Raw genomic sequence first — 12,306 nt, forward strand, 5'->3', positions numbered from 1 at the left:
GCGCCGATGCATGTCGGGCAAGGAGTATTGGCCAGCCATGGTGAAGCGCGACGGCGATCCGGAGCTGGTGCAGCAACTGCCGCTCGACGAACTGCTCGCCCGCGCAGAAGCGATGACGCTGGCCACATATGGGCCGGTCGTCACTTACTCGCGCAAGGTGTTCATCCCGCTGACCCGGCTATGCCGGGACGTCTGCCATTACTGCACATTCGCGACCACGCCGTCGCAAGTGGCGGCCCCCTATCTCGACCGCGAGGCGGTGCTGGAGATCGCGCGGGCCGGTGTGGCTACGGGGTGCCGCGAAGCCTTGTTCACGCTCGGCGATCAGCCCGAGGCGCGCTATCCCGCGGCACGCGCGGCACTGGAGCGGTCGGGCCATGCCAGCACGCTCGCCTATCTGCGCGACATGGCTGCCGCTGTGCTCGACGAGACCGGCCTGTTGCCGCACCTCAATCCCGGGCTGATGGCGGCGGCGGACTATGCCGCGCTGCGCCCGGTTTCGGCATCGATGGGGATCATGCTGGAAAGCGCGTCTGAGCGACTCTGCGCGCCCGGTGGCCCGCATTTCGGATCGCCCGACAAGGCGCCCGCGGCACGGCTCGCGAGCATCGCTGCGGCTGGCGCGGCACAGGTGCCGTTCACCACCGGGCTGCTGATCGGCATCGGCGAGACCCGGGCAGAGCGGATCGAGGCGCTGGTTGCGATCCGCGACCTGCACCGCACCTATGGTCATATCCAGGAAGTCATCATCCAGAATTTCCGGGCCAAGCCCGGTACGAAGATGGCCGGGCTGACCGAACCGGATATCGACGAGCATTGCTGGACGATTGCCGCCGCGCGGCTGGTGCTGGGCGGAGAGATGACGATCCAGGCACCGCCCAACTTGCACCGGCCCGACGACCTTGCGAAGCTGCTGCGCGCAGGCGTCAATGATTGGGGTGGCGTGTCTCCGGTCACGCCGGATCACGTCAACCCCGAAGCGCCCTGGCCGCACCTCGCCGCGCTGGAAGCTGCGACCCACGCTGCGGGCCGGACCTTGCGGCAGCGGCTGGCGATCGGGCCGTACCATGCGCTCGACGTCGAGCGCTGGGCCGATCCTGCGATTGCCCCGCGCATCCGGCGGGCGATCGACAGCAAAGGGCTGGCACGTGCGGACAACTGGTGCGCTGGCCGGGGCGATGCGGTGCCCGCGATCGGTGGTGGACCGGGGCGTGAGGCGGTGCGCGAGCTGCTGGCCAAGGCCGGTGCGGGCGAGCGACTGAACGAGGACGATCTGGTCACGCTGTTTCGCAGCGAAGGCGACGATATCGCGGAAATCGCCGATTTCGCCGACCGGCTCCGGCGGGACGCGGTGGGGGATGCGGTGACCTATGTCGTCAACCGCAACATCAACTACACCAATATCTGCCTGTATCGCTGCGGCTTCTGCGCCTTCTCCAAGGGCGGCACCCGCGATCTGCGCGGACCCGCTTATCAGCTCGACCGGGACGAGATCGGACGGCGCGCGGCGGAGGCTGTGGCACGCGGGGCGACCGAAGTCTGCCTGCAAGGCGGCATCCATCCGAAATATGACGGCAACACCTATCTGGGGGTGCTGGCGGCGGTCCGCACCGCGGCGCCGGACATCCATATCCACGCCTTCTCCCCGCTCGAAGTGACGCATGGCGCGCAGACGCTGGGTCTGCCGCTTGCCGAATATCTGGCGCGGCTGAAGGATGCCGGCCTGTCGAGCCTGCCCGGCACCGCCGCGGAGATACTCGACGACGAAGTGCGCGCGATCCTGTGCCCCGACAAGGTCACCACGGACGAATGGCTCGACGTTGCGCGTACTGCGCACCGGGTTGGGCTGCGGACGACCGCGACGATCATGTTCGGCCATGTCGACGGCTATCGGCACTGGGCGCGCCATCTGCTCCGTATCCGCGACCTGCAAGCCGAGACTGGCGGCTTCACCGAGTTCGTGCCGCTGCCCTTCGTGCACATGGAGGCGCCGATCTGGCGCAAGGGCAAGGCGCGGTCCGGGCCTACCTATGCCGAGGCGATGCTGATGCACGCCATTGCCCGAATCGCGCTGCATCCGCTGATCCCCAACATTCAGGTCTCATGGGTCAAGATGGGCCGGGACGGGGCTGCGGCGATGCTGAACGCCGGGGCGAACGATCTGGGCGGTGTGCTGATGGATGAATCGATCACGCGTGCCGCGGGCGGCGTCAACGGACAGGGTCTGGGCGTGGTCGATATGCAGGCACTTGCCGCCGGCATCGGTCGCCGACTGCGCCAGCGCACCACGCTGTACGGCACGGTCGCGCCGCACATCGAGAGAGAAAGGGTCTTCGCATGAGCATCGGAACGGTGGCGGTGATCGGCGGGACGGGGCAGCTTGGCGCAGCGCTGGCCGTGCGGCTGGCGCGTGCCGGCGTGAAGGTGGTCGTCGGATCGCGCGATGCGGCAGCGGCGGCGGACATGGCTGCGCAAGCCGGGCACGACATGCTGGGAATGGCCAATCCCGAAGCGGCGGCTGCTGGTGACATCATCATCGTCACGGTGCCGTTTGCTGCCCAAGAAGCGACGCTTCGCGCAATCGCGCCGCATGTCGCGGGCAAGATCGTGGTGGATACAACCGTCCCGCTGGTGCCGCCCAGGGTGATGCGTGTCCAGTTGCCTCCCGAAGGATCGGCAGCGGTCCGCGCGCAGGCGTTGCTGGGCGATGGCGTCCGCGTCGTATCGGCGTTCCACAACGTCGCCGCGCACAAGCTGGCGCGCGATGAGGATGTCGGTTGCGACGTGCTGGTATTCGGCGCGGACAAGGGAGACCGTGCTGTCGTGATCGGACTCGCCGAAGCCGCGGGTCTGCGCGGCCTGCATGGCGGCGCGCTGGAGAATTCGGCTGCGGCGGAAGCGATGACCTCGGTGCTGATCTTCCTCAACAAGACCTACAAGGTCGATGGTGCCGGCATCCGCATCACCGGCGAACTGACCGATCCGGATGCCTGAACCCTTAGCGATCGAGATCATACCCCTGACCGGCATCGGCGAAGTGCCGGTGGGAGCCGATCTGCCCACGCTGCTCGCTACCGCGATTGCGACGAGTGGCCGCGCGCTGGCGGACGGCGATATCGTCGTGGTGACGCAGAAGATCGTGTCGAAGGCCGAGGGCCGCTTCGTTTCGCTGGACGAGATCCAACCCGGTGCGGAGGCCATCGCGCTTGCCGAAACGACGCGCAAGGACTCACGGCTGGTTGAGCTGGTCCTGCGGGAATCGAGCGCAGTCGTTCGCGCCGTGCCGAATGTTCTCGTCACCCGGCACAGGCTCGGGCTGGTGATGGCCAATGCCGGGATCGACCGGTCGAATATCGGGCCGGGCAACACCGAGCGCGTGTTGTTGTTGCCGATCGATCCCGATTGTTCGGCCGCTGGAATAGCGGACGGTCTGCATGACAGGACCGGAGTCCGGCCCGCGGTCGTGATCTCCGACAGCTTCGGGCGCCCTTGGCGGCACGGCGTGGTGGGCGTGGCGATCGGCGTGGCGGGCCTACCTGCGCTGATCGACCGCCGCGGCGACCAGGACCGCGATGGCCGAACGCTGGAAGTCACCCAGATCGCACTGGCCGATATGCTCGCGACCGCCGCCGCACTGGTCTCGGGCGAAGGCGCCGAAGGAATCCCGGCGGTGCTGATCCGCGGCTATCGATGGACGCCCGCAGCTTGCCCGGCGAGCGCGTTGGTTCGCCCGCTGGAAGAGGATCTGTTCCGGTGACCGGGCGCGTCGTCGTGCTGACCGGCGGGGTTGGCGGGGCCAAGCTGGTCGAGGGGCTGATGCACATCGTCCCTTCCGGCGCGCTGACTGCTATCGTCAATACGGGCGACGATTTCCGGCACCTCGGACTGCATGTCTCGCCCGATATCGACACATTGCTCTACACCTTGTCAGGCAAGGCCAATCGCGAGCAGGGATGGGGCCGTGCGGGCGAGAGCTGGGCCTTCATGGCGGCGCTGCGCGAACTTGGCGGCGAGGACTGGTTTGCGCTCGGCGATGGCGATGTGGCACTGCACGTCTGGCGTACGCAGCGCCTGTCGCAGGGTGAGCCGTTGAGCGCCATCATGCGGGAGGTCGCGGCCCGCTGGGGCGTGCAGCCCGCCGTGCTTCCGATGACCGACGATACCATCGCCACGCGGCTGTTCACCGATGCCGGTGACCTCGCCTTTCAGGACTATTTTGTGCGGCTCCGCTGCGAGCCGCGAGCGGAGCGCATCTCGTTTCAGGGTGCCGAAGCGGCTATACCTGCGCCGGGCGTGATCGCGGCGATCGATGCTGCGGATGCGATCCTGATCGCGCCGTCGAATCCCTATCTCAGCGTCGATCCGATCCTCGCGGTGCCGGGTATCGCGAAGGCGCTGCGCGACGCGCGTGCGCCGGTCGTCGCCGTTTCGCCCATCGTCGGCGGCACATCGGTGAAGGGGCCGACCGCGAAACTGATGCGCGAACTGGGCGTGCCGATCGATAACGAAGCGATTGCGCGACACTATGGCGCGATGCTCGATGGCTTGCTGGTGCATGGTGACGATGCCGCCCCCGGCTGGCTGGCGATCGGTCGCACCGACACGCTGATGCCGGAAACCGGAGACCGCATCCGTGTCGCCGCCGCAGCGCTTGAACTCGCGGGTTCGATCGGAGCGGGCGCATGATGTGGACGGCAATCGTGCCGCTCAAGTCCGCGCCCGAGCGAAAGTCGCGGCTGGCCGCGCGACTACCGCAGGCGGCGCGCATTGCGCTGAGCGAGCAGATGGCAGCACATGTCCTGCAGGTTCTGGATTCCGTTCCCGCGATCGGCAGGGTGATCGTCCTTTCGCCGATTCCCGTTAGCGGGCGCGACTGGCGTCCGGATCGCGGGCGTGGACTGAACGTCGAATTGGAGGCCGCACGTGCGGATCTCGCGGGCGAGGCGTTGCTCGTCATGCACGCCGATCTCCCGCTTCTTACGCCCGCAGATGTCGCGGCCTTGATCGGGTCCGCAGGCCAAGGCGCCGCGCTCGCGCCGGACCGGCATGGCCAAGGTACCAATTCGATTGCGGCATCACCCTGTTGGGTGGGGCGCTTCGCCTTCGGGCCGGACAGTCTGCGGCTCCATCTCCGCGCGACACCTGCGCAGCTGGTCAGCCGGTCCGGCCTGATGCTCGACATCGACACGCCGGAAGACCTGGACGAAGCACTGCGGCGCGGCTGGCGGACTATAGTGACGGATAGACAATGGGAGATGCTGGATGGGGATCGATGAAACTGTTCCGGCGGTCGTGACCGGCGGGGCGTCCGGGCTGGGTGAAGCCACGGCGCGGGCGCTGGCTGCAGCGGGAGCGAAGGTGGCGATCTTTGATCGCGATCCGGTGCGTGGCGCCATGGTCGCAGCGGAGATCGGTGGGGTGTTCTGTCAGGTCGATGTCGTCGACGAAGCCTCGCTCGATGCCGGTTTTGCCAAGGCGCGCGCGGTGCATGGTCAGGAGCGTATTCTGGTCAATTGCGCCGGTATCGCGACCGGCGAGAAGACCGCCAGCCGCGACAAGGCCACCGGCGCGGCGCTTGCGCACAATATCGCGGCCTTTGCGCGCACGGTGAACGTCAATCTGATCGGCACCTTCGCCTGCATCGCGAAGTCGGCGGCGGGCATGCTCACGCTCGATCCGCTTGACGGAGGCGAACGTGGCGCGATCGTCAACACCGCGTCGGTCGCTGCCGAGGACGGACAGATCGGGCAGGCTGCCTATGCCGCCTCGAAGGCCGGGGTGAAGGGCATGACCCTGCCGATCGCGCGCGACCTGATGAACGAAGGCATTCGCGTGAACACGATCCTGCCCGGCATCCTTGCCACGCCGATGCTGGCCGGGCTGCCGCAGAATGTGCAGGATTCGCTCGCGGCCACCGTGCCCTTTCCGAAGCGGTTGGGGTTGCCGGAGGAATATGCGGACGCCGTCCTGTTCCTGCTGGGCAATGGATACATGAACGCCGCCACGGTGCGGCTCGACGGCGCGCTGCGCATGGCGCCGCGGTAAGGGGAATGGTGATGGAACCGGTTTATATCGTCTCCGGCGTGCGAACCGCGATCGGCGCGTTCGGCGGTAGCCTGAAGGATCACAGCCCGGCGGAACTGGGTGCCAGCGTCATCGCCGAAGCGATCGGCCGCGCCGGGCTGACGCCCGCCGCTATCGAACATGTCGTGATGGGACAGGTGATCCAGACCGTTCCCAAGGATGCCTATCTGGCGCGTGTTGCGGCGATCAATGCGGGCATTCCGGTCGAGGCGCCGGCGCTGACGCTCAACCGGCTGTGCGGATCGGGCGTGCAGGCGATCGTTTCGGCGGCGCAGATGCTGGCGCTGGGTGAATGCGATGTTGCGGTGGCCGGCGGCGCGGAGGTCATGAGCCGATCGCCACATCACGTTTCGGCTGCGCGCTTCGGACAGAAGATGGGCGGCATCGCGATGGTCGATGCGATGATCGAGGTGCTGAGCGATCCGTTCGAGGGATTCCATATGGGAATCACTGCGGAGAATGTTGCCGAGGAACATGGCGTCGATCGCGCCGCGCAGGATGCCGCGGCGGCGGAAAGCCATCGCCGCGCGGCACTGGCACAGGCTGAGGGGCGGTTCGACCGTCAGATCCTGCCCGTCGAAGTCCGCGATCGGAAGGGCACGCGTCCATTCCAGATCGACGAGCATGTCCGCGCCGAGACCACCGTCGAAAGCCTTGCCGCGTTGCGCCCGGCGTTCCGCAAGGACGGCAGCGTCACGGCCGGCAATGCGAGTGGGATCAATGATGGCGCCGCCGCGGTCGTGCTGGCGTCGGGCAAGGCGGTTGCCGCACACGGGCTTCGGCCGATGGCACGGATCCTCGGCTGGGGGCATGCCGGCGTTGCGCCACGCGTGATGGGCCTGGGGCCGATCCACGCGGTTCCGATCGCGCTCACCCGCGCAGGGCTGACGCTCGACCAGATCGACGTGATCGAATCGAACGAGGCGTTCGCGGCACAGGCGTGTGCGGTGGCGGCCGTGCTTGGCTTCGATTCCGAACGGGTCAATCCCAACGGATCGGGCATATCGCTGGGGCATCCCGTCGGCGCGACCGGTGCGATCCTGACCGTGAAGGCGATGTACGAGCTGGCCCGGACGGGCGGCCGCCATGCCCTGATCACGATGTGTATCGGTGGGGGTCAGGGGATCGCGATGGTGATCGAACGCGTGGAGTGAGCTGGGTGCATTGGCGCCAGAAATACTAAACCGACGGTTCAGTCCCGCTCCGTTGAATTCCCATCAAATCAATAGGAATATCCTCGAGACTCCTCGATGGGGGGAGGTTTCGAGGAAAATATCTTGCGAGTACGTCACACCCGTTCCGGTCGCCGCCGCTTCTCCGACGCTTTCCTGATTGCCCCGCTGGCAACTGCGCTGCTGGCCTGGGCGGCACCGGCGCTGGCGAGCGAGCCGGACAATGATCCGGTTCCCGAGGACCAGAATGTCGAGATCGTCGTCACTGCCGAGCGGCGCGAGACCAGCCTGCTGAAGACGCCGCTGGCGGTGTCCGCCGTTACGTCGGACACGCTGCAGAGCGACCGGATCGAGACGCTGGCGGATCTGTCGGGCCATGTGCCGGGGCTGAACCTGCCCAATTCCTATGCGAACATGCAGTCGGTCTTCATCCGCGGCATCGGCACCACCGATCCCGGCGTGCCGGCCGCGGTCGGCATCTATGTCGACGATGTCTATGTGCCGCGCACCTTCGGCAACGCGCTGTTCGACTTGCCGGATATCGAGCGGATCGAGGTGCTGCGCGGGCCGCAGGGCACGCTCTATGGCCAGAACACCAGCGGCGGCGCGATCAAGATCGTGTCGCGCGATCCGGGCGATCAGGTCACCGGTTCTGTGTTCGCCGAATATGGCAGCTTCAACAGCTTCCGCACCCAGGCCTATCTCTCGGCGCCGATCGTCGAGGGGCTGCTGGCGGGCAGCATCGCCGTCACCCATCGCCAGCGCGACGGCTATACCTTCAACGCCAATACCGGGCGCTGGGTGGATTCGCTCAATACCGACCAGGTTCGCGCCAAGCTGAAGCTGACCCCGGCGGCGGGCTTCACTGCGGTGCTTTCGGCCGACGCCACCTTCGATGATTCGGACAATGCGCTGGGCATCCCGCTCAACTACGGCACGCCCGATCCGCGCCGCACCTATGCGAACACCGACACGCGGCTGAACCGCGACGGGCGCGGCCTTACGCTGCACCTGACCGGCGAGCTGAGCCCGGCGATCACGGTCAAGTCGATCACCGGCTATCGCACGGTGAAGGACGATCCCTCGCCATGGGACTGGGACGGCACGCCCGAGGACCGGTTCGGCTGGTCGCAGACGCTGGAGAGCCGCCAGTTCAGCCAGGAATTCCAGCTGCTTGGCGACCATGGTCCGCTCACCTACACGCTGGGCGCGATCTACCAGAACGAGAAGTTCGACTTTGATCGCTTCGCCTGGCGCTCGGCCACTTATTCGGAGATCGAGAGCCATTTGAAGGTCGAGAGCTGGGGCATTTACGGCCAGCTCAACTACAACATCACCGATGCGCTGCGCGTCACCGCGGGCCTGCGTTACGGCAAGGAGAAGCAGAGCTTCACCAACCTGTCGTACCGCAATAATGTCACCGGCGCGCGGACCAGCCTGATCTATTCGGTCAGCGGGCTGACCGACACGCAGGACGGGTTCACGCCCAAGATCGCGGTCGACTACACCTTCTCGCCCTATCTGATGGGCTATGCGAGCTTTACCCGCGGATCGAAGTCGGGCGGGTTCAATCGCGCCGCCGGCACCGCGCAGATCGCATCGATCGCGGTCTCGCCGGAATCGGTCACCGCATACGAGATCGGGTTCAAGGGCCGCACGCCGAACCGGGTGCTTCAGGGCAGCATCTCGGCCTTCTACAACGACTTCAAGGATTATCAGGCGGGCATCACCAATCCGACCATCGGCGGCGTGCTGATCAACGGTCAGGTGGTGGTGAATGCCGGCGCCGCACACACCTATGGCGTCGAGGCGGAAGCGACCTTTGCGCCGGTCGATGCGATCCGCTGGTCGGTATCGGCGGCGTGGCTCGAGACCCGGTTCGACTCCTTCGCCAATCCCACGGGCGCTGCGGCCTCGGACTTTACCGGCAACCGGCTCCCGCTGGCGCCGCGCTTCACTTTGGGGTCGCGGCTCGAGGTCACCGTGCCGCTCGGCATTCCAGGCGAAGTCACCGCGACCGCGAATGTCGATTACAAGAGCGCCAACTTTCTCGACTCCGCGAATACCGCGGCGACGGAGCTGAAACCCCAGGCCTATGTCGATCTGGGGGTGAGCTATCGCACCGAAGACAAGCACTGGACCTTCCAGCTGCTCGCCCGGAACCTGTTCGACAAGACCGAGATCGTCGGTCCGCACTTCCTGACCCCGTCCATCGGCGTCGATGTCGTCGGCTACAGCCAGCCGCGCATCGTCACGGTTTCCGCCCGCTACGCTTTTTGATCCCCCCAGCCAGGAGTTTCCGGCAATGACCACGCGTACCCTCACCATCAAGACCGACGGCGACAAGACGCTCACCGGCTATCTCTCGCTTCCCCCGTCGGGCCGCGGCCCGGGCCTCCTGCTGTTGCAGGAAGTCTATGGCACCAATGCCGACATCAAGGGGCTGGCCGATCTCTATGCCTCGCGCGGCTATGTCGTGCTGGCACCCGACGTGTTCTTCTGGCGCCGGGCGAGCGACACGGTGTTCGCCTATGCCGACCGCGCGATCGCAGTGCAGGCGCTGGCCGATATCGGCGGCGGCGATCAGGTGGCCGATGACATTCCCTCGGCCTGGAGCGCGCTGAAGGATCTGCCGGAAGTCGAGGGGCCGATCGGTATTCTCGGTTTCGGATTCGGCGCGATCCTCGGTTTTGCCGGCACGGTCGGCGGCGCGCTCGATCCCGATTTCGGCGTGGCCTATTTCCCCGCCCGGCTGGCGCTCGACCGCGCGGACGGCGTGTCCCAGCCCTGGATCTTCCACTTCCCCGAGAACGACGCGGTGGCCGAGGAGCGGCTGTTCGCGAAGACGGTCAATGCGCTGAAGGACCGCGAAGACGCAGAGATCCATTTCTATCCCGAGATCGGCCATGGCTTCGCCATTCCGGGCCGCCCGGAATTCGACGGCATCGAAGCGGTGCGTGCCCACAACCGCAGTTTCGCCTTCCTCGATCGGGTTGCCCCGGTGGCGGCACGCGAAGCGCTGGCGGCCTGAGCGGAGGGGCGTGATGTACCAGCAGGCGATCGAACCGGAATATCCGAAACCGCTGACCCGGCAGGAGAATGAGGACCTCACCCGCGTGGGGCCGGGCACGGTGATGGGCGAATATCTCCGCCGCTTCTGGCACCCGGTGGTGCGCGCGGCGAAGCTCGAGCCCAACAGAGCGCCGGTTCGCATCCGCCTGCTGGGCGAGTTGTTCGTCACCTATCGCACCAAGAGCAACAAGATCGGCTTCCTGCGCGAGCGATGCCCCCATCGCGGCGCGAGCCTGGCCCTCGCCCATAATTCGGGCGAGGGCCTGCGTTGCCTGTTCCACGGCTGGAAGATCGGCGTGGGCGGCAAGGTGGAACAGGTGCCGACCGAGCCGCCGGCTTGCGCCGCCAAGTTCGCCGAGGGCGTGAAGGTCCGCCATTATCCGGTGCGCGAGGCGGGCGGGCTGATCTGGGCGTTCATCGGCGAAGGGATCGAGCCGCCCGAATTCCCCGACTATGAGTTCAATTCGCTGCCCGACGATCAGGTCGATATCCGCGTCGGCCTGTTCCACTGCAACTGGGTGCAGGGAATGGAGGCCGTGCTCGACAGCGCGCATCTGGGCCAGCTGCACCGCAGTTCGTTCAAGGAGACCTTCTTCACCGGCGGCAAGGAAGCGCGGGAGGCACAGGTGCAGCGGCTGATCGAAGCGCCGGCGCCGTCGTTCGAGTTCGATGTGACGCCGTTCGGGTTCAAGGAAGCCGCGATCCGCGACCTTTCCGACGGGCGTCGGCAGGGCAATCTGCGGATGTTCGCCGCGCCCTATTATTCCTTCCTGCCCGGATCGTCGCGCCAGAGCGACGACCGCACCATCTGCATCTCGGTACCGTTCGACGACGAATGGGCCGCGCAATATTTCATGACCTACAACACGAAGCAGCCGATCGATCAGCAGGCGTCGAAGGAGCGCTGGCGCTATACCGATCCCGATCCGGACAATTTCGCCGCGGGTCTGGGCGATGTTCGTAACCTTTGGGGCCAGAACCGCGACGCGATGCAGGCCGGGCATGCGACCGGCTTTATCGGCCGCCACAGCTTCCACGAGGATTTCATCATCCAGGAATCGATGGGGCCGATCACAGATCGCACCGAAGACAATCTGGGCAGCAGCGACACGATCATCGACCTGACCCGCCGCACCTTGCTCAAGGCTGCCTATGCCTTGCGCGACGGCAGCACCGAGATCTGGGGCCAGAAATCGGCAGGCGACTTCGACTATGCCGGCATCCGCGGCAATTCGCGGGTGATCCCGGCGGATACCGACTGGCGCGATATCGATCCGTTCGAGGATGTCGAACCCGTTTTCCTGGCGACATCGTGATGGCGGGCGGACAAGTCTGGTTCGTCACCGGCGCATCGCGCGGCTTCGGGCGCGAGATCGTCGAGCAGGCGCTGGAGCGCGGCCATCGCGTGGTGGCAACGGCGCGCGATACCGCGGCGCTGGGCGATCTGGCGCATGAGCGGCTGCTGGTGTTGCCGCTCGATGTGACCGATGCCGTGCAGATCGGCGAGACGGTCGCGCGGGCGGAGGCGCATTTCGGCGCGGTGGACGTGCTCGTGAACAATGCCGGCTACGGCTATCTCGCCGCGGTCGAGGAGGGCGAAGATGACGAGATCCGCGCGCTGTTCGACGCCAATTTCTTCGGTCTCGCCGCGCTGATCCGCGCGGTATTGCCGGGTCAGCGCGCGCGGGGCAGGGGGACGATCGTCAACATCTCGTCAGCGGGCGGCTTCGCGGGCTTCCCCGGATCTGGCTATTACGCTGCCAGCAAGTTCGCGGTCGAGGGCCTGTCGGAATCGCTTGCCAAGGAACTCGTCCCGCTGGGGCTGCGTGTGCTGCTGGTCGAGCCGGGGCCGTTCCGCACCGACTGGGCGGGCAGCTCGCTGCGCCAGTCGCCGCGGCATATCGACGCGTATGAGCCGACCGCCGGCATCCGCCGCCGCACCGTCCATGCGACCAGCGGCACGCAGCCCGGCTGTCCC

The 12,306-nt window shown here is 66.6% G+C and carries 11 protein-coding genes; all 11 read left to right on the plus strand.

All coding sequences use genetic code 11. The features are described from left to right. Window positions 1-10: 10 nt before the first annotated feature. A complete protein-coding gene (cofH, locus tag P1X14_RS06405) occupies window positions 11-2,341 on the plus strand; it encodes a 5-amino-6-(D-ribitylamino)uracil--L-tyrosine 4-hydroxyphenyl transferase CofH (protein ID WP_277314490.1) in 2,331 nt (776 codons plus the stop codon). Beyond that, window positions 2,338-2,994: an NADPH-dependent F420 reductase gene (gene npdG, locus P1X14_RS06410; protein WP_277314491.1), complete on the plus strand. Its 657-nt coding sequence runs from the start codon at window positions 2,338-2,340 to the stop codon at window positions 2,992-2,994. Before cofH ends, npdG begins: the two co-directional genes overlap by 4 nt. Beyond that, a complete protein-coding gene (cofE, locus tag P1X14_RS06415) occupies window positions 2,987-3,757 on the plus strand; it encodes a coenzyme F420-0:L-glutamate ligase (protein WP_277314492.1) in 771 nt (256 codons plus the stop codon). The genes npdG and cofE overlap by 8 nt, the downstream gene beginning before the upstream one ends. After that, complete coding sequence (cofD, locus tag P1X14_RS06420) at window positions 3,754-4,686, plus strand: 2-phospho-L-lactate transferase (RefSeq protein WP_277314493.1); 933 nt, start codon at window positions 3,754-3,756, stop codon at window positions 4,684-4,686. The genes cofE and cofD overlap by 4 nt, the downstream gene beginning before the upstream one ends. Continuing rightward, a complete protein-coding gene (cofC, locus tag P1X14_RS06425) occupies window positions 4,683-5,276 on the plus strand; it encodes a 2-phospho-L-lactate guanylyltransferase (RefSeq protein WP_277314494.1) in 594 nt (197 codons plus the stop codon). Before cofD ends, cofC begins: the two co-directional genes overlap by 4 nt. Further along, the gene (locus P1X14_RS06430; protein WP_277314495.1) at window positions 5,263-6,045 is read left to right on the plus strand and encodes an SDR family NAD(P)-dependent oxidoreductase; all 783 of its coding nucleotides are present in this window, start codon (window positions 5,263-5,265) and stop codon (window positions 6,043-6,045) included. Before cofC ends, P1X14_RS06430 begins: the two co-directional genes overlap by 14 nt. A gap of 11 nt (window positions 6,046-6,056) precedes the next feature. Beyond that, window positions 6,057-7,238 carry a beta-ketothiolase BktB gene (bktB, locus tag P1X14_RS06435; protein ID WP_277314496.1) on the plus strand — a complete coding sequence of 394 codons (1,182 nt, stop codon included), beginning with the start codon at window positions 6,057-6,059 and terminating at the stop codon, window positions 7,236-7,238. A gap of 123 nt (window positions 7,239-7,361) precedes the next feature. Beyond that, complete coding sequence (locus P1X14_RS06440; RefSeq protein ID WP_277314497.1) at window positions 7,362-9,536, plus strand: TonB-dependent receptor; 2,175 nt, start codon at window positions 7,362-7,364, stop codon at window positions 9,534-9,536. A 25-nt stretch (window positions 9,537-9,561) separates the two neighbouring features. Further along, window positions 9,562-10,287 carry a dienelactone hydrolase family protein gene (locus tag P1X14_RS06445; protein ID WP_277314498.1) on the plus strand — a complete coding sequence of 242 codons (726 nt, stop codon included), beginning with the start codon at window positions 9,562-9,564 and terminating at the stop codon, window positions 10,285-10,287. 13 nt (window positions 10,288-10,300) lie between these two features. After that, window positions 10,301-11,644, plus strand: a complete 1,344-nt coding sequence (locus P1X14_RS06450; RefSeq protein ID WP_277314499.1) for a Rieske 2Fe-2S domain-containing protein — start codon at window positions 10,301-10,303, stop codon at window positions 11,642-11,644. Continuing rightward, window positions 11,644-12,306: SDR family NAD(P)-dependent oxidoreductase (locus P1X14_RS06455; RefSeq protein ID WP_277314500.1), on the plus strand; the 663-nt coding region annotated here is incomplete at its 3' end. The genes P1X14_RS06450 and P1X14_RS06455, both read left to right, overlap by 1 nt.

The sequence above is a fragment of the Sphingomonas sp. AOB5 genome, from assembly GCF_029433115.1.
Classification (GTDB): Bacteria; Pseudomonadota; Alphaproteobacteria; order Sphingomonadales; family Sphingomonadaceae; genus Sphingomonas.